The 20,774-nt window shown below is 39.2% G+C and carries 18 protein-coding genes; 7 read left to right on the forward strand and 11 right to left on the reverse strand.

Going from position 1 to position 20,774, the window contains the following annotated elements; genetic code table 11:
- The first annotated feature begins 388 nt into the window (after window positions 1–388).
- The 4 genes from ltrA (at window position 389) to ACE1CC_RS27160 (ending at window position 4,301) form a co-directional block, all read left to right on the forward strand.
- Window positions 389–2,029 (forward strand): group II intron reverse transcriptase/maturase, encoded by a 1,641-nt coding sequence (gene ltrA / locus ACE1CC_RS27145; RefSeq protein WP_413273554.1) that lies wholly within the window; start codon window positions 389–391, stop codon window positions 2,027–2,029.
- Window positions 2,030–2,243: 214 nt separating this feature from the next.
- Window positions 2,244–3,467: a leucine-rich repeat domain-containing protein gene (locus tag ACE1CC_RS27150; protein WP_413273555.1), complete on the forward strand. Its 1,224-nt coding sequence runs from the start codon at window positions 2,244–2,246 to the stop codon at window positions 3,465–3,467.
- Between the two features lie 133 nt (window positions 3,468–3,600).
- A complete protein-coding gene (locus ACE1CC_RS27155; RefSeq protein ID WP_413273556.1) occupies window positions 3,601–3,843 on the forward strand; it encodes a hypothetical protein in 243 nt (80 codons plus the stop codon).
- Window positions 3,840–4,301: a PIN domain-containing protein gene (locus tag ACE1CC_RS27160; RefSeq protein WP_413273557.1), complete on the forward strand. Its 462-nt coding sequence runs from the start codon at window positions 3,840–3,842 to the stop codon at window positions 4,299–4,301. The genes ACE1CC_RS27155 and ACE1CC_RS27160 overlap by 4 nt, the downstream gene beginning before the upstream one ends.
- Here the strand turns inward: ACE1CC_RS27160 and ACE1CC_RS27165 are convergent.
- A complete protein-coding gene (locus ACE1CC_RS27165; RefSeq protein ID WP_413273558.1) occupies window positions 4,298–5,749 on the reverse strand; it encodes an SAM-dependent methyltransferase in 1,452 nt (483 codons plus the stop codon). The two genes, ACE1CC_RS27160 and ACE1CC_RS27165, sit on opposite strands and share 4 nt — an antisense overlap.
- On the reverse strand, window positions 5,746–6,408 hold the full coding sequence (locus tag ACE1CC_RS27170; protein WP_413273559.1) for a type II restriction-modification system restriction endonuclease: 663 nt from the start codon (window positions 6,406–6,408) through the stop codon (window positions 5,746–5,748). Before ACE1CC_RS27170 ends, ACE1CC_RS27165 begins: the two co-directional genes overlap by 4 nt.
- Window positions 6,409–6,602: 194 nt before the next feature.
- Here ACE1CC_RS27170 and ACE1CC_RS27175 point away from each other — a divergent pair, with 194 nt between their 5' ends.
- Window positions 6,603–7,628: a DUF5895 domain-containing protein gene (locus tag ACE1CC_RS27175; RefSeq protein WP_413273560.1), complete on the forward strand. Its 1,026-nt coding sequence runs from the start codon at window positions 6,603–6,605 to the stop codon at window positions 7,626–7,628.
- A gap of 83 nt (window positions 7,629–7,711) precedes the next feature.
- On the opposite strand, the gene ACE1CC_RS27180 is transcribed toward ACE1CC_RS27175, so the two are convergent.
- The 3 genes from ACE1CC_RS27180 to ACE1CC_RS27190 form a co-directional block, all read right to left on the reverse strand.
- A complete protein-coding gene (locus tag ACE1CC_RS27180) occupies window positions 7,712–8,287 on the reverse strand; it encodes a hypothetical protein (protein ID WP_413273561.1) in 576 nt (191 codons plus the stop codon).
- 178 nt (window positions 8,288–8,465) lie between these two features.
- The gene (locus ACE1CC_RS27185; protein ID WP_413273562.1) at window positions 8,466–10,322 is read right to left on the reverse strand and encodes a M23 family peptidase; all 1,857 of its coding nucleotides are present in this window, start codon (window positions 10,320–10,322) and stop codon (window positions 8,466–8,468) included.
- 94 nt (window positions 10,323–10,416) lie between these two features.
- On the reverse strand, window positions 10,417–10,722 hold the full coding sequence (locus tag ACE1CC_RS27190) for a hypothetical protein (RefSeq protein ID WP_413273563.1): 306 nt from the start codon (window positions 10,720–10,722) through the stop codon (window positions 10,417–10,419).
- 145 nt (window positions 10,723–10,867) lie between these two features.
- Between ACE1CC_RS27190 and ACE1CC_RS27195 the strand changes: the two genes are divergently transcribed.
- Window positions 10,868–11,473: a methyltransferase gene (locus tag ACE1CC_RS27195; protein ID WP_413273564.1), complete on the forward strand. Its 606-nt coding sequence runs from the start codon at window positions 10,868–10,870 to the stop codon at window positions 11,471–11,473.
- On the opposite strand, the gene ACE1CC_RS27200 is transcribed toward ACE1CC_RS27195, so the two are convergent.
- A complete protein-coding gene (locus tag ACE1CC_RS27200) occupies window positions 11,474–11,851 on the reverse strand; it encodes a hypothetical protein (RefSeq protein ID WP_413273565.1) in 378 nt (125 codons plus the stop codon).
- A 23-nt stretch (window positions 11,852–11,874) separates the two neighbouring features.
- Entirely contained in the window at window positions 11,875–12,210 is a 336-nt protein-coding gene (locus tag ACE1CC_RS27205) for a XisI protein (RefSeq protein ID WP_413273566.1), read from the reverse strand.
- Between the two features lie 118 nt (window positions 12,211–12,328).
- Between ACE1CC_RS27205 and ACE1CC_RS27210 the strand changes: the two genes are divergently transcribed.
- Complete coding sequence (locus ACE1CC_RS27210; RefSeq protein WP_413273567.1) at window positions 12,329–14,122, forward strand: bifunctional 3'-5' exonuclease/DNA polymerase; 1,794 nt, start codon at window positions 12,329–12,331, stop codon at window positions 14,120–14,122.
- Window positions 14,123–14,465: 343 nt separating this feature from the next.
- Here the strand turns inward: ACE1CC_RS27210 and ACE1CC_RS27215 are convergent, their stop codons facing one another.
- The 4 genes from ACE1CC_RS27215 to ACE1CC_RS27230 are packed head-to-tail and all read right to left on the reverse strand — an operon-like array spanning window position 14,466 to window position 20,760.
- Window positions 14,466–15,971 (reverse strand): adenylate/guanylate cyclase domain-containing protein, encoded by a 1,506-nt coding sequence (locus tag ACE1CC_RS27215; RefSeq protein ID WP_413273568.1) that lies wholly within the window; start codon window positions 15,969–15,971, stop codon window positions 14,466–14,468.
- Between the two features lie 2 nt (window positions 15,972–15,973).
- On the reverse strand, window positions 15,974–17,020 hold the full coding sequence (gene cheB, locus ACE1CC_RS27220) for a chemotaxis response regulator protein-glutamate methylesterase (protein WP_413273569.1): 1,047 nt from the start codon (window positions 17,018–17,020) through the stop codon (window positions 15,974–15,976).
- Window positions 17,021–17,022: 2 nt separating this feature from the next.
- A complete protein-coding gene (locus tag ACE1CC_RS27225; protein ID WP_413273570.1) occupies window positions 17,023–20,007 on the reverse strand; it encodes a hybrid sensor histidine kinase/response regulator in 2,985 nt (994 codons plus the stop codon).
- Between the two features lie 6 nt (window positions 20,008–20,013).
- Window positions 20,014–20,760, reverse strand: a complete 747-nt coding sequence (locus ACE1CC_RS27230; protein ID WP_413273571.1) for a chemotaxis protein CheW — start codon at window positions 20,758–20,760, stop codon at window positions 20,014–20,016.
- Window positions 20,761–20,774: the final 14 nt, after the last annotated feature.

A 20,774-nucleotide genomic window follows, 5' to 3' on the forward strand; every position in this document is an offset into this window, starting at 1 on the left:
GTCATAAGCTGCGTCATTCATCGAGGAACCAAATAAGGCTGATAGGTTCCTATGAGGGGGTTAAAGACTGTCGTCATCTTTAACCGTGTGAACAATAAACCTCATCGCAGTAGAGACAGCACCTAATAAAGAAAAGAAAACTAGACGATACAACAGGGTAAACCCTACAAGGTCTAGGGAAGGTCGAAAACCCTAGTAGGTCAAAGGTAACAATGACGGAAACCCTTGGAGGGTAGAGGATGGATGAAAAAGCGAAGGCTGATTTGTAATGAATCAGATAGGGGTTCAAAATTTGCCTCTGACCGAAAGGAAAGCAGAATTCATCTGGGTCTTATACGAAAGACGAAATGATTAAGAAATCGAATCTAATGACAAGTTAGATACCGCCATGAAAATGACAGTAAACGGACAAAAGAAACAGCTAGAAGATTGGAGCCAAATTAATTGGCGACAAGCCCGAAAAGCTGTGAGAAATCTACGTCAAAGAATCTTTCGTGCCAGACAACTTGGTGACTTTCGTAAGCTACGAAGCCTACAAAAGTTAATGCTTAAAAGCTACGCAAACCTACTGCTAGCTGTTAGACAAATCACTCAAACCAACGATGGTAAAAAGACGGCGGGGATTGACAAGGAGGTTATAAACACCCCTGCACAAAGAGTGAAATTTGTACGTAACTGGAAGGAAACAAAGCCTAGTCCCACTAGACGGGTGATGATTCCCAAACCAAACGGCAAAAAACGTCCTCTTGGTATCCCAACCATTAAGGATAGAGTCATGCAATCAGTAGTGAAAAACGCACTCTTACCCGAATGGGAAGCCGTGTTTGAAGACAATTCCTATGGCTTCAGACCTGGAAGAAGTTGTCAGGATGCAATAGAGCAATCCTTCTTAAGGCTACGCAAAGGGAAGGACAAGTGGGTTCTAGAAGCTGATATCAAAGGCTTCTTCGACAACATTGCCCATGAGGCCATTTTCGACAGTATTAGTCATTTCCCACAAAGGGAGCTAATAAGAGGATGGTTAAAAGCTGGATTCATGTTCCTTGGGAAAATCAACCCGACAGAACAAGGCACGCCACAAGGAGGGGTAATATCGCCGCTCCTAGCCAACATAGGACTGCATGGACTCGAAACATACATAAAATCCACCAATCCGAAACTTGGCGTGGTGAGATACGCTGATGACTTCATAGTTACAGCTAGGGACAAAGGAAGTCTCGAAAAAGCACAAATCCAGATTCAGCAGTGGATGAGAGAAAGAGGCTTAGAACTCAGTTCCGAGAAGACACTAATAACGTCAATGGAAGATGGTTTCGACTTCCTTGGCTTTAACCTAAGACACTATGGCGGTAAACTGCTGACCAAACCATCCAAAAAGAAAGTATTAGCTTTCTGTAAACGGATAGGAGAGGAAATCAAACGCCTGAATGGTCAAGAGCAAGAGGTAGTCATTAGAAAACTGAATCCTATTCTCAGGGGTTTTGCTAACTATTACAAAGGTGGAGTTAGCAAAGAAACGTTCAGCTATATCTCATACCGAGTATGGCAGTACCTTTGGCGTTGGGCAAAGCGTAGACACCCCAACAAAAGAAAAAATTGGGTGAAAAACCGTTACTTTAAGACCATCCAAAATAATCAATGGACGTTCGCTTGTGAAAGCGAACGCCGTAGGAAAAAGGTGTTAATCACCCTGTATCCTATCGCAAAAACACCCATTGAAAGACACATAAAGGTCAAAGGAAGCGTGTCACCAGATGACCCCTCCCTAAGAGAATATTGGGATAAACGTCACCAAAAGAATGGGAAATCATACTGGGAGAAAGGCTCAAAATATTATGAAGTAGCCAAACTCCAAAATTGGAAATGTCCCATCTGCGGTGAACCATTAATCAATGGGGAAGAGGTCGAAACCCACCACATAGTACCTGTAGCTAAAGGAGGTCTAGACGACACTGACAACCTACAGCATCTGCACGCAGCGTGCCACAAACAGGTACATTCAAAACCCAAGTTAAAAGGCTTGAAGTAAGGCTTGAGCCGTGTGTTGGGAAACTGACAAGCACGGTTCTTAGGGGAGGTGCGGGTAGTAATACCCAATCCTTACCCGACTGAAGAGAAGATTAGAGAGAAGGTTTGATGAGTGTAATTGTGAGTTAGCCGATCGCATTCTTTCCACCTGTCATTTCCTCGAAACACAAGATTGGAGCCTCTATTCCTTTCAACTTACCGATCTACGCCCACTGATGGTATTGACTCATCTGATCCAGCTTGACCTAAATGGCAAGATTAATGGTAAAGATTATCAGAATGGGAAGCTTTGCGATCTCACTCCATTGACGGCACTCACCAATTTGTTAGAGTTGAATCTTCACGGTAATTCGATCGCCGATCTCAGTCCCCTTGCAGAGTTAACCAACTTAATTGAATTAGATCTTTCATCAAATCAAATTACGGATATAACGCCGCTGGCTGCCTTAACTGAGTTAACTAATTTAGACCTTTCGGAAAACTTAATTACAGATCTGTCACCACTCGCTACTCTCAAGGATTTAACCACTCTCAATCTGTCCAACAATCATCTGACAGGTGCGATCGATCTCAGTCCTTTACTCGCATTGACCAAACTCACTGATTTAAATATTAGCGGCAATGCTATCGTAGCATTGCCACCGGAAATTGGTCAGCTAAAAAACTTACAGGGACTCGATTTATCGGGAAATCAACTCAAAGCACTACCACCCGAAATTGGGCTTTTGGAAAACTTACAAGGACTCGGTTTATCGGGGAATCAACTCACATCGCTACCACCCGAAATTGGGCTGTTAGAAAATTTACGAGGACTCGGTTTATCTGGGAATCAACTCACAGCACTACCACTCGAAATTGGGCTGTTAGAAAATTTACTATACCTTGATTTATCGGAAAATCAACTCTCAGTGCTACCACCGGAAATTGGTCGATTAAAATGCTTAATTAAACTTAATTTAGAGAGAAATAAGCTCACAACCTTGCCCTCTGAGGTTGCACAAGTTGGAGAAATTTATCTAACGAACAATCCCATTCAAGATTTGTCAGCACTAGCTAACCACCCCTATAGGAAATTAAAAGTTTTTGCTTTTGGAGTTCAACTTCCTCGGCAATATTGGACTCATCTGAGCCAGTGGAAAGCAGAATGGTTACTCACTGAAAATAATACAGAAATTCGTAGAATATTGATCCAACAAATTGGCTACGATCGCATCTGTGAGGAATTGAAAACTGTAAAACTCGATAGTTGGCGTGAGTATACCCTGCTGAAAATTGATGCAAATGTGGATGACGAACCGATTCATTTGCTAAAAATGACTTGTCCTAGCACGAATCATATTCATGTTTTGCGCGTTCCTCCCATTCTTACCTCTGCCCGTGCAGCCATTCGCTGGGCGAACTGGGACATTGACCCCAAAAATTTTGCAGTAGAAACATGAAAATCGATCGAACGTCATCGCCAAATGTAAAAGAGTTGAGTCAATTTGCGAAATTGTAGCCATTGGTAATAGTTGATGCAGGCTATTATAGTAATCAAATATGTAAAAAGTCGATTTTTTCAGGAGGGTTATTATGTTAGAGCCATTAGAAAAACAACCAGAAAATTCCTTTAGACCCTATCTACAACATCTAGGAAAAAGCCCAGACGAGCAGTTGCAAAAGAATCAGGCTGCTATGAAAGTTTTAAAACAATGGTTAGAAACTAAATTTACTGCGGAAGAACAAGAGGTGATAGATAATTCTTGGGCAGATTTTCAACAAATAGTAGATAGTGCCAGAACAACAGGTAGTAAAGTTTACCAGAAACCAGAATGATTGTTTTCTTAGATACAGGAATTTTGGGGTTGATCTGTTCTCCTAAAAATGATGGAGAAGCTGGAGAATGTAAAGCTTGGCTGTACAAATTACTAGCCAAAAGTGTTTACGTTGTCACCTCGGATTTGTGTGACTACGAAGTAAGACGAGGACTGCTACTAGCAGCTAGTAAAAACCCTAAACTTTCTGGTTTGGAAAACTTAGAAACCCTCCAGAAAATTATAGATTTCTTACCATTAACAAAACCTGCAATGAAACGCGCCGCACAACTTTGGGTAGATTCTCGCACCCAAGGTAAGCTAACTGCTGCGGCTGAAAACATTGATGCTGACATTATTATAGCAGCCCAATATCAACTACTTAAAGAAGAATATCCCGGACGTTATTTGGCGATCGCTACAACCAATGTTAAGCACTTATCTCAATTTGCTGAAGCGAGAGAGTGGCACTCAATTTAATCGCGATCTAACTCAGTCATATTTACTAATGCAGTTAAATTTAAACTATTCAAAATGCTTGATTTAATTGGGCGCTTTTCATCCCAAAAAATTAGCGATGAATAGAAATTTATTGCGGATGGTGAAGTTAAAAGCTCAAATGTACGTAATGCAGCTTCTTCCTCATCAAAACTGAGAAAATAAACAGTATCATCAAAAACAGCAGGTTTGTTATTTATTATTCCTACTAACCTAAAGTCTAACTTTTTGTAAAGACCACAAATTGCGATTTTCCAATGAGTAAAAGTGTATGCACCTACTCCAAAAATAGAGAAACGAGGATTATTTTGGTATATTTTACTTTTCCTATTATCTAAATATCTTGCGTGCGACTCCAGATATTTCCAAGTTTTTGGTGCTAAATCTTTTATTTGTTCAGTAGGCTCACCAACAAAATTTTGAGTAACCAAAACATATCGCTCGGTAGTCTTTATTCGATTTTGAGCCACATCAGAACCTTTGATTAAAGGAAAAACATAAATATCTTCAATTTCAACTATTTCTCCCAATCCATTTATAAATAAATTACCGCTTTTACGAAGCTCCATTACATCTGAACAGTCATGCTTAATACCAGAACGCCATTTTAGTCCGGCGCTGGGATTGTATAATTTGTTTAGTTGATCAAAACAATCGATATCTCTTACGAGAATACTATTTCGATACCCTATTCGATAATAGTTGGTATCTTCAAAACTGCTGAATACATCGCAAAAGTATTTTGGCGAATTTGAACCAAATTTGCAAAATAATAAACAAGCTTCAACTGTGGCATTAAAATATTTCCTTGCATCTATTTTGTAAGTAGCGAAATTAGAAATATTCAGCTTTTTAGAATGTAGATAGCTCAGTAACTTTCTAGCAACTGAAGTTTTACAAAGCATTGCAAGATTTGCATCTCGGTTCTGTAGCCAATGGACGACCTGGATTAACATCCACTCGGAAATATCGAAGTTGCTTTTTCCAGCGATCGCATCGAAACCATTATACTTTTGAAAGTTAGCCTTTTGGGGTAAGTTAATACCTCCTATTGTTCCTTGTTGTGAATTAGTCACCCAAGGGAAATTACCAATAATTAATATTTTACCATTTAAAGAGGTTATTAATGACGACCAATCAAAATCGAAAAAATTCCCTTCTCTTATCTCAACTCTTTCATCCTGAAAAATTGGCTTTTTTTCAAGCTCTTGTAAGTAATACGAATTGAGTTCTACGCCAATAATCTTGTTAGTTGATTTAAACGAACGTCCAGCCGCTTCAATAAAATTTCCTACTCCGCAGGTTGGCTCTAATATAACATCAGGGCTGACACCAAGCTGTACCAACTTTTGGCATACTTTCTCGGCTAATTCTAATGGTGTTTGAAAATCCCCGTATTCTATTTTTGTTTTGTGAATAGTACGAATCATGAATTAGCTCGGTAAACAGCAATTACACCTTCTTCTTGACCAGCACGCTCAATTACCCTTCTGTACTGAAGCCTCCATTGCAAAGCATTAGAGATAGTCAAAAAGCCTTGGATAGGTGGATTTATAAGTATTTCATCTGCGATATTAGCTGCTTCAATCTCATCAACGGGTAAATTTCTGTCAAGCAGAAAAGCGATTAAATCATCTTGATTGCCTTCATTTTCTAAAATATTACGAATCCCCCTAGTCATTTGAAAATCTGCTGTTCTTTCGGCACTGACATAGATTGTATGTAAAATATTTAAAGTGGCAGTTCGATTAACACTATCATCAGTTTTGTCGTAAACAAAGATAATTAGAGAATAACCAAGTCCAAAAATCTTTTGCCGTGCAGATTTAAAAGGACATGACGATTGCGGTTGTTTGATACTCGTTACTTTAACATCAACAAGTAGTTCGGGAAAATCTATACCGCTTGCTGAATTACCTTCCACAAATTCGTACCTATCTTTTAGAAAAAGTCTGAACTTTTGCTCCAAATAAGTACCTACGGCTTTACCGTCTGTAATACCGTAAAGCAGGGGTTCTGGATGTTGAGATTCGGCGACTGAAAATAGGGCTGCTTCAGAACACAAAGCTTGTACGGTTAGGATTGGCATAGTTACAGCTAAAAATTGTGCCAGGAATTATATTGTACGTTAAGTTATCCATTAGTTCATAAAACCATAGACAAATTTTCCATCCAGTTACGGAAAAGTTATCCTTCCAGTTACATCAGAATTTGCAGATTCTCCCCCTCCAGGGTTTTAAGGCTACCGCCTTGGTGAGTAGCTCTTTTTAGCAATATTGAATAATGGTAAAAACTAACAACAAAGCTAAACCAAAAACCCCAGTTGAGCCGGAAATCATTGAAGACGCAACTCAATTTCAATCAGAAGATTTCGACTTTGAAATTGACCAAGAACTCCTACAGGCAGGTTACAACCAAGTAAGACGACCAATTCTACCTTATGGCATCGTTGTTAACGAACAAGTAGCAGGCATTTTAATTCCAGAAGATCAGTTAGAAAAAGCCAATTGGTTCGTCATGCCCAACGAAGACGAAATGACCACAATTGGCTTAACAGAAGATGTTACAGGTCTGCTACTTTGCAAATGTCGCTTCTGCTTACTAGCATTCGTTCCCGAATACATTCGTTACAAGAATGATGTTCCAGATTTGGGCGGTACTATCATTGGATTGTATGAAGACTACAAAGCTCAACTCGACAAAAAAACGATGGATGTGGCTAGCGAACACGCCATTGTTTTCTTAGATGAAAACAACCGTCCCATGCACAGCACGCCTATTGTTGTTAGGTTCAAAAATGTCGCACTGTGGAGTTTCAAAGCAGCCAGAGATGAATTCTATCGTTTACTAGAAAAAACCTTCGCTGACTACTTCCAAATTCCTTTCAGTGGCAAGAACGATAAATGGCGAAGTCTTGGTATTCTAGAAGTCGAATTCAAAGGAATTAAAGAAGGGAAAGGCTCAAATAAAAACTACTGCTGCAAAACTATCAATTACACCAAACCAACTATCGAGAACCTACCCTACTTGTACTTGGGAAGACCGCAGCAGAAAAACACGCTATGGGGACTGCACGATAGCATCGCTGGCTTCACAGAAGCACCTGCATTACCAGCCGCAGCCGAGCCTCAAATTCAAGTATTACCGCCCATTTCCCGGAAATCAGAAAATGGGAAAAAGTCGAACAATGGACGCAAACCACCGCGCAAAATTCAAGCTGAAGTGGTAGAAGTTGATGATTTTGAGGATGATTTAGATGAAGAAGAATTTGACGACGATTTTGATGACGATATCGATGAGGATGAGTAAAGTTCTTCAATCATAACCACTGGATAAACCCCTCGTTCATAATTCAGAACAGGGGTATTTATTCACAATTATCGAAATATTAGTTAGTTGTTACTTATCTGAATTAAAGATGATTTAGCCAGTTGGTATTCGCGACTGTTATAGCAAAAAACCAACTGTCTGATATCGTCGCCTGAAGGCTGCTGTACTTGCAAACAAGGTAAAACCGAAGTATTTGTTGGGTCATTTGTTACTTGAAACAACAATCTATTAGGTGGTAAATTAGGGTTAAGATAACTGGAAAACACGCGAACAATAGGAGTATGCTTTTTAATTAAATAAGCTGTGTGTAGACAACCTTGGCTACCACAAACACCAGGATTATTGAAGTTAAAAACAACTAATTTACCTGCTTGTCCATCCACAGTCCAAGCCAGAACATTCGATGCAGTTGATTGCGGGTTAAGTCGAGTATTTTCTGTAATAACGGTTTGAACCGTCTCAACAGGAACGAATTTAGTAGCAACTGACCAAGGAATTGTTGCTGCATTAGTACTACAACCAGCAGTTCCTAATAACACTGACAATAATAAAAACAATATCACTCCCAATCGAAACCACTTTCCAATAAACAAAAATCGCTCTAAATAACCTTTTTGTTCATCCTGTTTTATAATCACATTAACCTCCATAAATCAAATATTTTGATGTTGGCTAAGACGCTTCAACTGTTGTGACGATCGCAATCTGCACATCTGAAATAGGACAAATCCGAATATTGAATTTGCTAGTTACCTGTTCACTCGCTAGTTCGACATAACCTGTAGTTTGATAATTTGTAGCAACCGTAGAAATTGTTCAACCACCTAATTGATAACGCCGCAAAATATCAGAGCCATAGCTTTTTAAAGTTAAACGATCGAATGCGTCAGTTGCACTACCATCAACTTCAGAATAGTCGCCGCCAAAATGTTTTTGGGCTACTCGTTCAATGAGGCGTTCTCCACTAAAATATTTACCAGTTGTAGGGTCTATTTCCTGAGAAGTTGTATTGATTTTGTCGGTAATACTTCTGTCAAAAGCTGCTTCTTGATCCGCAGGTGGAAAGTATTGAAAAAGTTCGGCTTGAGTTGGTTTATTACCTGCTTTGAGTTTAGCTAAAAATTGCTGTCCCCCTGGCTTTGATGCGAGCGCATCTTTTGCATATTCGTTATAACTAACAAACTGGTATTTACCTAACGCAAATCCACAATTTTTACCATCATCAGCACAAACATAAGAACCAATAGTATCATAAGCACCGCTACTTTCGATACTGGCGATTGCTGACGATAAAGCTGCAATATTTACGCCTTGAATATTATCTAATAAAATTGGTTTACTGCTATTTGAAGAAAAAGAAGTAGTTGTTTTACTGACACCCTCCGAACTGCGACTTGCTCCAGTTGGTGTAGAAGAAAAAGCGGTAGCTTTTGGTTCTAACAATCCGACAAAGATGGGAGAATTAACTCGATAAGTGAAGAAAGGTACTGGACCGATAAAATAAGGCGAACAACCACAAGGCGAACAAAACCGAAAGAACAAAGCCGTATCAACGGTATCCGTTCGTTCGTCTGGTTCCATGACTACCACTTTAAAAGCACTACCAAAGGGTAATCTTCCTGTTGGTTCTTTACCGCCATTAACGCCTTTGAGACAACCCCAACCTCCTTGAACTTGCTGGTATTTGCCACTTATCCATTGTTTACCTTCTAGCGTACCGCGAGCATTTCGACCAGAATTTTCTAAATCGTCTAATTCAATGTAAGCACAATCATTCTGTTGACAATTAACCGAAAATCCTTGCACGTCAGAGCCAGAAATAGTATTGGTTCGTCTACGTTCGGCATTACCATAAATAGCGTCAATTCGCATTACCAAATTACCTAATTCGGCAACCGGATTGGGAAATTTAGATAATGGTAAAACATTTAGTCCAGGTACATCTTTGATTAAAGTGCTTTGCCAATTTGAAAAGGCAGCAAGTTGGGTGCTACTCAAGTTGGGGATTGAAGATATCGAGTATTGAGATAAGTCAATTTCTTCGAGCTTCAATTGACCGAGTTGAGGATTGGAACTGAGTACTTGAGCTAAAGTGCGCTCGCTCCAATTATCAGCAGTTTTGGCACTTAGTAATTGTGCTATTGGTGCGATGTCTTGTACTTTGAATTGACCAAGAACCGGAACAGCTTGAACCAGTTGGTCTAAGGTTTGTTTGCCAACTAAAGTGAAAGCACTCAAAGCAACCTGGTCTAAATTCAAATTAGTCTGTTGGGCAATAGCACCAATTGAAAGTAGTTCTGGTTGCAAAGCTTCACTAATATCGCCTAGCATGAGGTACTGGTCAGGAGTTTGTCCCGCTGTCCAAGTGCGACTTAAATCGTAGCCAACTGCTTGTGTATATTCTTGAGCTGAAAAACTCCCAGATTGAGTGATTGGTGGCATTCCAGAGAAAGAAATTTGCGTCCAATCTGGTACTAAAGCATTTACAGAAGTAGTATTTCCTTCTCGACTAACATGAGGTATTTGTAAGATTCGTGTTGGTAGTTGGGTCTTTTCGACAATAGTTTGTGTAACTGCATGATTTGGTGCATGAAATAAACTCGAAAGTATGAGGACTAAACCGAATATCCAAACTGAAAAGCGCCGCATATTTGTTGGTAATTTTCTGCTCATTTTTCTGTAAAAAATTGATTGATTTAGGAAAGAGCGCGTTAATTGCTCTAATGCTCATCGCGCTCTTCTTGCTACTGATAGTTATCACCAAGCACTACAACTCAAGTTCGTCGCAGTCAAAATCAAAATCAAAGTCGATATTTGTTTCCCTACTATCAAAATGCGGGTTAGGATTAGCAGCATTTTCAGTCCAAGGAGTATCTGCTAGATTCAAACTGCCCTCAAAAACATTCTCTCTATAGCCGTCTGCAAAGTAATCAGGAGGGCTATAAGCTTTAGATTGTTGATGGTTGTAACCATTATTTTGATAACCTTCGGACGAATACCCGGATGAATCAGTTTCATAACCGTTTGTACCGTAGCCTTGTTCGGTGCTGTAAAAATTGTTTGGCTCGTTCATAGTTTGTAGCTACAAAGTAGTTAGATTTGACAACTTAGCGTAGCTAGTAGCAATTAAAAAGCGTTTCAGCCGATAGTCTTATTTTGACTACCGCCTATCGGCGGATATCTATACAAAAAGGCTAAATCAATAGTTCTAATTATCAATGGACATCATTTCATCGTTAACGGAAATGCTTTTATACGGGAAAATTAAAGAAACGCAGCCTTATTCGTGGTTTCCATCTTCACCAGAGTTAATTGAGTTGATTGTTAAACAAGCTCAAATTGCGCCTGGTTCGTATGCTTTGGAACCAACAGCGGGAGACGGCTTATTGGCGCAGGCAATGGTTAAAGCAGGCGCGATTGTTGATGTAATTGAAATTAACCCATTGTTGCAACAACTCTTGTTTCAAAAGGGATTCAACTTAGTGGGAAGTGATTTTTTAACTGCTAAACCACAAAGGCAATATAACTTTATCTTGGCAAATCCACCATTTTCCACACCTGAAATTAAAGGAGTTGATTTGGATATTATTCAACGAGCATATAACCTTTTTTTAGCTAATTCTGGACGGTTGGTGAGCGTCGTTAGTAATTCCATGAATGTGCGAAATGAAGCACGAGCGCAAGCTTTTCGAGCGTTTCTCAAACGCACTTCAGCGCAGGTACTCGAACTATCATTAGAAATCTTTTGGGGAAGCGATCGCCCCGTTACAGTTGAAAGCTATTTAGTTGTAATCGAAAAACCTCCCTGTCTACCTAGTTTGTAATTAATCCCACCAAGCGTATAGTTTTTGAGAGTTGACTTCTATTTCATCACAACCGCGAACGAATTGCACGAATTCACCTGCAAAATCTAAGTCTTTTACGCCGATAACTGTTATGGCATCAACAACCAAATTCGGTGTTTGTTTGTCAGTAAATGCGATGCCATCAAACGTTGCTGTTGCTCCAATTTTTTGGCATTTCTGTCCGAATTCGATAAATGAACTTACTGTTGGAGTCGCATTGAAACTTGCTGTTGGTGTGGTGTATCCTTCTTGAAGAATTTGTTGTAATGTTTCCAAAGACAAGCCGCTAAACTTGATAGCATTCGGCGTATATTCAGTAATTGTTGTCCCCAATAGTTCTTCGATATTTTCTGCCATAAAAACAATACAAAATGGGAATTCTAAGCAATAGCGTATCCGGTGTGTTGTCGCACGTCAGGTGAATGAAATGCTAAAACAATTTTGTCTTTGGGTACTCCAGCAGCAACAAGTTCGCCTGTGATGCCATCTTCTATGCCGTCTCTTTGAATCCAGATTTTGTCGCCAATTATTTCGACGTGAACGACACAACCATGAATTCTGCGCTTGCCGTCCCAACCTGCATTCATCAGTAAGAAGTTGTTGCGCTTGCGATCGATAATCAATTTACTTTCGATTTGTCCGTGACTGTAAGGAATGCGATGGTGCCTTTCTAGGATGCGTTCAATAATGTCTCGATATTCATCTATTCTATCCACTTTACAACCTCCGCTTTTTTAGCATCGAAAATAATCTTCGTAGCGTTTTTGCTTTAGATCGAGGCTGATAACTGACCGCTAATGCGGTATTTCAATAACTAACAATTATTTTACTCCCATGACTACTTCCCCACATAACACCTCAACGCCTGTGGTGGAATACGAGCTAATTACTAACTCTTCTAAATTATCTGATGCTCTGTTACCTTTATTAAATGCTCGTGTTCTCGCCATAGACACAGAAACTACTGGACTAGACCCCAGGACCGATCGCATTCGACTCATTCAACTTGCCATTCCCAAACATCCAGTAGTAATTATCGATTTAGCTGCTATTTCAATTGACGAACTTTCACCTTTGAAACAAGTTTTAACTAATAATGCTGTCAAAGTATTCCAAAATGGTAAGTTCGACTGGCAGATGTTAGAAATGCTTGGTTTAAGACCAACTGGTTCATTTTTTGATGTGATGTTAGCCAGTCAAGTATTGCGTTCTGGACTCAAAAAAGACCACGATTTAAAATCCTTGGCTCTGGAATTTTTAGGCATTAAACTTGATAAAAGTATACAATCGAGTAACTTTGCAGGGAAACTTTCAACTGCTCAGTTGGAATATGCAGCTTTAGATGCTTTTGTCCTGCTGAAACTTAGAATACAGTTAATTTCCAGACTGCGAAGTGCTAGTTTATTAGAAACTGCCGAAATTGAATTTGCAGCGATGCCTGCTGTTGCTCAAATGGAATTGAATGGGATGCTACTTGATGCACAACAATGGCATTTAGTTGGTGAAGAACTGAACAACAAGAAGCAAACAGCATTGGTAGAATTAGTAAAAGCTGGTTTAAAACCAGTTCCTAGCGCCCAACTTTCTCTATTTCCAGAGTTTACAGAAACCATCAATCCCCGCTCGTCAACACAAGTTTTAAGTGCGCTTCATGCTCTCAATATTCCGATTAAGTCAACCAGTAAAAGTGAACTTATTCCTTTAGCTCGTCAATACCCGATTATCCAGTTATTACTAAATTATCGGAAATTAGCATCATTGTATTCTAATTTTGCTGAGGCACTACCAAAACATATTCACCCGATAACTGGAAGAATTCATCCTAGTTATCGACAATGTGGTGCGCGTTCTGGACGGTTTAGTTGCAAGCAGCCAAACTTGCAAAATGTTCCGAGAAATTGCACGGCTAAGGGAATGCGTAATTGCTTTATTGCTGCACCTGGATATCAAATTATCAAAGCCGATTATAGCCAAATTGAACTAAGAATTGTTGCTGAAATATCTGGCGATACAAGAATGCTTGATGCCTACGCTAAAGGTGAGGATTTGCATACTTTAACGGCATCTTTAATTACGGGAAAGTCGTTAAAGGAGGTAAATTCAGAAGATAGACGCATTGCTAAATCGGTTAATTTCGGATTAATTTATGGCATGGGTGCTGCCAAATTGCAAGCTTATGCTGAGGAAAAGTATGATGTTCTTTTAACTTTGGAGGAAGCTAAAGAGTTTAGAAAACGGTTCTTTCAAGCTTATTCTGGAGTCAAAAGATGGCATGACAGGATTAAGAGAACGGTGTATGCCAAGGATATCAAACAAATCCGTACAATTGGCGGACGTAGACGAAGGTGGGCAAAAAAACCCAGGCTTTCTGAATTACTAAATCACCCGGTTCAAGGAACTTCGGCTGATATGTTGAAAGTGGCGATCGCTCGTCTGTTCGAGTTGCTACCCAAAACTGAAGCGAAATTAATCGGTGTGGTACATGATGAAATTTTATTAGAGTGTCCGCAAACCACTCTAAAAAGAACCAGTCGCATTCTGAAAAAAGTGATGGTGGAAGCGGGGGAATTGTATTTACAGCAAGTTCCGGTGGAAGTAGAACTAACTATTTCCTCTTCTTGGGGTTAATTTGTTCAAGACAGGAAATTGTCTCCTAATGTCATATACTACTTATGAAAATAGCTGACTGTATTGCTTACTGGGAAGGAACATGAGTTTTAGCTGCTGTTATTGCAGATTTAGGTTCAAGGGGCGGCAAGCTCCGCCAAACTAACACAGACATATTGATCTGCACCTAATAGTGTTCGGTTAAGAATAGGGACAAAATATTTGGGCGGCAAATGCTCGCTTCAAACCCTAGATTTTCTGTCCAAATATTAATACCTACGGCACGCTAACAAACGCCTCTCCATGACTAAAAATGCTTAGCCGAGCAGTATTGGGACGTAGACTGTATGATAAACTTCAGAAATCACTTATCAGTAAAAGTCCAAACTCCATTCCAATTATCAGGAATACCCTGTTTTGCTAGCATATCAATCCGTTGTAAATAAAGCAGTGCAGTTTTATCAGCAGGATTGATACTTAACACCTTTTCAAAACAAAGCTTTGCCTTTACCAATCCGTCTTTTTGAGTAAAAAACTCTAACCCTTGCTCAAAATCTACCTGAGTTTTTAACTTCAAATCCCTCAGCTCTTGAACTTCAGCATCTAGAACTTCATAAACTGCTAAAGGTTCCTTTCTACCCTTAACAATCGCACGGTCTAAAAATCTTAATTGATATAATTCAGGATTAGTCAAATGCTCAAAAGCTTGTTGAGAGATCAGCAAAGAAACTCCATAAAATTTAGTTAAACCTTCCAACCGAGCCGTTAAATTAACGTTATCAGAAAAAGCATCTCCCTGCATCCGGTTCTCTTCACCAATCATCCCCAACATCATGTGCCCTACATGAATACCAATGCCAATTTGCAAAGGCTGTTCTCCTTTTTGTAATCGTTCATTATTGTAATTTTCCACAACCCTAAACATTGCCACCCCAGCAGCTAAAGCGTCATCAGCACCATCTGGGTAAACAGCCATCATCCCATCTCCCAGAAATTTGACAATCAAACCATGATTGTTGCGAATTTGGGGACTAACTTTTTGCAAATAAGAGTTAACAAAAGCAAAGTTTTCTTTGGGAGTCATCTTTTCCGATAAAGTGGTGAAGGAGCGAATATCAGAAAACATCACAGCCATTACTTTACTAACATGATCGCCCAATTGAACATCAGTAATGCTTTTTTTGCGGAGAAATTGGAGATATTCGTGAGGAACAAAACGTCCATAAGCTCTTAATAAGGACTCTAGCTCTTTCTCTCTATTTTTAACAGTTTTAACCATGTTAGTAAAAACTCGTGCTAATTGTCCAAGTTCATCACTACGTTTAGCAACTTCTGTTAAAGCATCTGGTTGAAAAGCATCCCGTTCCACATCAGAAGCAGCTGTTGTAACTTTCCCTACTTGCTCAATATACGCAGCTTGACGTAAGATTTCGGCTTTAAAAAGAGCTTCAGCTTCTTGACGTTTCAAAAAGTTAGTATAAGCTTGAGAATGATAACGAATTCTAGCAATTAATTCCATGCGATCGGGCAATTTTACCAAGTAATCATTCGCTCCTAATTCAAATGCCTTAGCTTTAATTACAGGTTCTTCTTTACTAGATAAAACAATCAAAGGAGTATTGCAAGTACTAACATCTTTAGAACGTAAAAAGCGGACTAATAGTAACCCATCCATTTGAGGCATTACCAAGTCTTGTAAAATAACTGCTGGTTTGCAGTTTTCGGCAACATCTAAGGCTTCGGTAGGATCGCTACAATAGTGAAATATAATATCTAATTCGGGACTTAACATTCGACGAACAGCTTCACCAATAATGGATTGATCGTCAATTAATAAAACAGTTATTTGTTCTTTTATTGGAGTAGTCATAATTAAAAATTGCGGGTTAAAAATGAATTTTTTAGAAGGGTAGAGGCGATCGCATCTGGTGATAAAACCTCCACAGCAGCGTTTAACTCAACTGCGGCTTTTGGCATTCCATAAACGACACAACTCTCTTTATCTTGAGCGATCGTATGCCAACCCTGAAGTCGTAAAGCACTCAATCCTTCAGCACCATCTCTTCCCATTCCGGTTAAGAGGATACCAATTCCTTTCCGAGTCCAATGTTGCGCTAAACTTTTGAAAAATACATCAACAGAAGGACGGTAAGGGTAACTAATGGGATCTTGGGTATAACCCAAAGTTAGGTTAGATTGCACATATAAATGATCGTTTGTCCCAGCAACTAACACTGTTCCTTTTTCTAAGCAATCGCCAGAATTAGCTATTCTAACAGGCAACGCACATTGCTGTTTTAACCAATCAACAAAACCCTCAGAAAATTGAGCATCTACGTGCTGCACAATAGAAACAGCGGCATCAAAATTTGCTGGGAGTTGGGAGAGTATTTTCGCCAATGCTTTCGGTCCACCTGTTGAGGAACCAATTGCTACTAATGGTGTTGTGGAAGAAAATTTATTGCGTGTTACTACAGGTGATAAATTAGATGATTCTTTTGACTCTTTGCTAAAAGTACTAGATACTTTCATTAATTTACTAACTCTGGTAATTTTAATTAGTAAATCTTTGGCAGTCTTGTCATCTCCTGTTGGCGAATAAACCGGAGTATTTACCACATCTATTGCACCATATTCCATTGCTTGATAAACTTGCGATAAATTTCGGTCTTTATCAGAAGTTACTATTAAAATAAAACAGGGAGAATTTTTCATAATCTGACGAGTTGCTTCTACCCCATTCATGACAGGCATCAACAAATCCATTAAGATTATGTCTGGTTTATTTTGAGCACATTTCTGCACTGCTTCGGCTCCATTTTGTGCTGTCCAAATAATTTTATAATTTGGAACAGTTTGCACGACCTTGTGTAGTGCTGTTTGTGCGATCGCCAAATCATTAACAATAGCAATTTTCATAATTAGCGTCCGATTAAAGTGACAACAGCATCAATTAACGTATCATCATGAAAACTACTTTTTGTTAAGTAGTAATCTGCACCCGCTTCTAAACCCTGAATTCTGTCTTCTTCGCGATCGCGATAAGAAACAATAATCACTGGGGTTGAATGTAAGCGAGGATGACTTCGCATCTGCTTAACTAACTCTATCCCATTCATACGCGGCATATCAATATCAGTAATTACCAAATCATAACGATTACTGCGAACCGCACTCCAACCTTCCATACCGTTAACCGCGATATCTACAAGATAACCTCGATTTTCTAGCAGTTTGCGTTCCATTTCTCTGACAGTAATTGAGTCATCAACTACTAAAATTTTTCTCTGTTTATTTATAATTATTATTGCTGATTCAGCGCCAAATTTTGTTAATTTTCCAGCATTAAGAATCGCATCGATCGATCGCACCATATCCGACACATCAACAATCAGAATTGGTGAACCATCTCCCATTAAAGAAGTAGCGCTAATATCTGGTACTTTACCTAATCTTGGATCGAGAGGTCTAACAACTAAATCGCGTTCACCTAAAAACTTATCTACTACCAACCCATAAGGATTAGATTGATCGCTAATTACTACTACAGAAAGTGGGCCAGAATTGGCAGAAGGTTCAGGTAATTCCAGGACTTGATGAGCCGCAATTAAGCCAATATTTTGTTGATTCATTGTAAAATATTGACGATTTTCCACTTCAGAAATATTCGCTCGTTCCACTGTCACAATTTGATCGATTCTTGCTAAGGGAACTGCATAAGGTTTGCCAGAAATTTCTACTAAAAGTGTGCGAACTACAGATAAAGTTAGCGGGAGTTGAAAGTGAAAACTTGTTCCCTTTCCCGGATGAGAAGTAGCGCGTACTGTTCCCCCAACTTCTTGCGCCATACTTTTAGCAATATCTAAACCTACTCCTCTCCCAGAAATTTCTGTTACCTGTTTAGCAGTAGAAAATCCCGGTAAAAATAGAAATTCTAATAATTCTGCATCGCTCATTTGAGCTACCATATCTGCTGTTGCTAATTTTTTATTAATTACTTTTTGACGTAACTGTTCTGGATTAATTCCTTTGCCATCATCAGCAATAGTAATTGCTAACATTCCCCCCCGGTGAAATGCTTCTAATCGGATTGTACCTTCTGGGGGTTTACCAACAGCGATGCGTTCGGCTGGTAATTCAATTCCGTGATCTGTAGCGTTGCGTAAAATATGAGTTAAAGGTGCTTCTAATTTTTTCAGAATATCGCGATCAACTGGTGTTGATTTACCGATAATATCTAATTTAACTTGCTTATTTAGTTTGCGTGCTAAATCGCGGATCATGCGGGGAAAACCTTGCACACCATCAGCAAAAGGACGCATATTAGAAGTGATAACTTCCCGGTAAAGGCGATCGGATAAATTAGCCGTTCTTTGAGCATAAAGTTCTAATTCACCTAAGCGTTCGCTGAGGAAATCAAAACATTCATGTGCGCGGTTCCTTCCCTGTTCTAAATAGTCCTTTCCTTCCTGATGATAAACATCACGATCTAAAGAATTCTGTAATTGTTCTAGGTAGCGAGATAATTCAGATAATTGTCTTTTTAAAGACATCATTGAGTCAGCATAAGGTTGCAACCAATTAGCTTCAATTAAAGATTCCCCCGCTAAACTCATAATTCGATTTAAGTTTTCTGCACTAACTCTAACTACTCGATCTTGAGTAGCTGCTTGTTCAGAAGAAGAGATAGAAGAGGTAGTTTGATTTGCAGTTTCTTTAACGATTTTTTTTGATGAAGTAGACTGATTTGGGATAACAATAGCTGTATCAGAGATTGTTTGTTTAGTTGATTCTTCAGAAATATTAGATGTTGACGGTACAGAAAGAGTGGGAACTACCTCAGCAGTAACAGCAACACTTTTTTCTGGGTTTTTGGCGATCTTTGTTTGGATATCTGGATTAAGAATAGCAGCGATTGTTGCTCGCGTTTCGGCAAAATCTGCTCCCATTTGGACAAACCAATCCGATAATTCTTCATCACTAATTTGACTAATTCCTTGCAATAAATCTACTGCATGAAGTAACGCATCAACACGATCGGGACTGAGTGTAATGCTTCGATTTTGAGCCGCTACAAAACAGTCTTCCATCACATGAGCTAACTTAACTATTTCATCCAATGAAACAATTCTAGCCGAACCCTTGATCGAGTGCGCTGCTCGCATCAAGGTTTCCAATGCTTGCGCCGATTCAGGGCTACTTTCTAGTGCTAATAAACCTTCATTGAGAACAGCTACCTGTGCTTCTGCTTCTAAGCGAAACAGATCCATCATTGAGCTATCACCGCTGAAAGTAGCTGGCGGATTTTCTGATAAAGTTAGTTTGGTTTCAATAATTTTACCCGCAGTTTCAGTCACAGGGATATCTGCCAAAGGCGGGGGAGAATTTTGCTCTATTACTAATTCTAAAGCATCTGGTTGCTGCACAGATAATTGAGTAGCAACTGCAACAGGTTTAATTTCTTCATTCCCCTGAATCGTTGAACTTTGTTGCAGGCTTTTTCCCGAACTTACTGTTACAAAAATAGCTTTTTGTGTTGTAGCTAAATCCCAGGAATGTTCATTCATCCAGCGCTCAAAATCGCCTTCATTTTCTACTGCTTTGCTCATACTTAAAAGTAAATCAGCAGCATGAAATAAAACATCTATTTGGTCATCACTTAGCGTTACAGTCTTATTTTGAGCCGCCAGGAAACACTCTTTTACTAACTGTGATAAATTGGCGATCGCTGATATTTTCAAAATCTTTGCAGTTCCCCAAATTGCGTGAACTGCTTGAGTTGCTTGCTCAATTTCTCGTAAAGAAAATGGTTGTGTTCTCAATCTTAGAAGCGCTTCTTTCAAGAGTGTTATTTGCGCTTCCGTTTCTTGGCGAAATAGTTCTAATTTTGAGTAATCAGTTAACATAATAAATTATAAGATTTTGTGATTAAGGGTGTAAAACAACAGTTCAGAATCAAGATAATTTACTTTTTTTCCCTGCCAATTGATGATTCCTTCAGTATATGCTTCTGCCGCTTTGGAAATTACTACTGGTGCATCTCTTAATTCGTTGAGATGGAAGCGGTAAACGCCATGTACTTCATCTACTGGAAATACCCATTTATCAACTCCTTGTCCTGCTACTATCATGCGGTTGGTATTTATCGGACTGGAAGTGGCAACAGTTTCTTCATGCGATCCTAAATTCAATAGATGACTTAGAGAAGCACAAAGTAATGTTTCTCCTCGGATATTTACCAATCCTAAAAACAATTTATTGCTGCGATGGGGAAGGGGTTGTATTACACAGGGATGAGTAACTTCTTGCAATATTTTTACAGGAAAAGCTAATCGTTCATTTCCTAATCGAAAAATCATTACAGAAATCGCTTCAGCGGTGCGAATAACAATTTCGTCCCCTTCATTTTCCTCTTGTTCAACTGGTGTCTCTGCGAGGATATTAATCCACTCATCCAAATAATTTTTGGGTGGTTCTCGCTCTAGTAAACTGTCGCCTGCTTCTGCATAAACAGGACAATCATGGCAGTGCATTACTGTTGTTAGTTGATTACAGGATCGATCGCCCATTACTCCAATTTGATTCCAACAATCATGTAGAATTGAGCGATCGATCGGGGTAGTTTCCACTATTAATGTTTCACTCACAGGATCGATCATAAATTATTTCCCTT

It is taken from the genome of Floridaenema aerugineum BLCC-F46 (assembly GCF_041929345.1).
GTDB classification, from domain to species: Bacteria; Cyanobacteriota; Cyanobacteriia; order Cyanobacteriales; family Aerosakkonemataceae; genus Floridanema; species Floridanema aerugineum.

Coding starts and splice junctions, on each gene's coding strand:
- ltrA (WP_413273554.1), top strand. CDS start 389: ATGAAAATGACAGTAAACGGACAAAAGAAACAGCTAGAAGATTGGAGC.
- ACE1CC_RS27150 (WP_413273555.1), top strand. CDS start 2,244: ATGGTATTGACTCATCTGATCCAGCTTGACCTAAATGGCAAGATTAAT.
- ACE1CC_RS27155 (WP_413273556.1), top strand. CDS start 3,601: ATGTTAGAGCCATTAGAAAAACAACCAGAAAATTCCTTTAGACCCTAT.
- ACE1CC_RS27160 (WP_413273557.1), top strand. CDS start 3,840: ATGATTGTTTTCTTAGATACAGGAATTTTGGGGTTGATCTGTTCTCCT.
- ACE1CC_RS27165 (WP_413273558.1), bottom strand. CDS start 5,749: ATGATTCGTACTATTCACAAAACAAAAATAGAATACGGGGATTTTCAA.
- ACE1CC_RS27170 (WP_413273559.1), bottom strand. CDS start 6,408: ATGCCAATCCTAACCGTACAAGCTTTGTGTTCTGAAGCAGCCCTATTT.
- ACE1CC_RS27175 (WP_413273560.1), top strand. CDS start 6,603: ATGGTAAAAACTAACAACAAAGCTAAACCAAAAACCCCAGTTGAGCCG.
- ACE1CC_RS27185 (WP_413273562.1), bottom strand. CDS start 10,322: ATGAGCAGAAAATTACCAACAAATATGCGGCGCTTTTCAGTTTGGATA.
- ACE1CC_RS27190 (WP_413273563.1), bottom strand. CDS start 10,722: ATGAACGAGCCAAACAATTTTTACAGCACCGAACAAGGCTACGGTACA.
- ACE1CC_RS27195 (WP_413273564.1), top strand. CDS start 10,868: ATGGACATCATTTCATCGTTAACGGAAATGCTTTTATACGGGAAAATT.
- ACE1CC_RS27200 (WP_413273565.1), bottom strand. CDS start 11,851: ATGGCAGAAAATATCGAAGAACTATTGGGGACAACAATTACTGAATAT.
- ACE1CC_RS27210 (WP_413273567.1), top strand. CDS start 12,329: ATGACTACTTCCCCACATAACACCTCAACGCCTGTGGTGGAATACGAG.
- ACE1CC_RS27215 (WP_413273568.1), bottom strand. CDS start 15,971: ATGACTACTCCAATAAAAGAACAAATAACTGTTTTATTAATTGACGAT.
- cheB (WP_413273569.1), bottom strand. CDS start 17,020: ATGAAAATTGCTATTGTTAATGATTTGGCGATCGCACAAACAGCACTA.
- ACE1CC_RS27225 (WP_413273570.1), bottom strand. CDS start 20,007: ATGTTAACTGATTACTCAAAATTAGAACTATTTCGCCAAGAAACGGAA.
- ACE1CC_RS27230 (WP_413273571.1), bottom strand. CDS start 20,760: ATGATCGATCCTGTGAGTGAAACATTAATAGTGGAAACTACCCCGATC.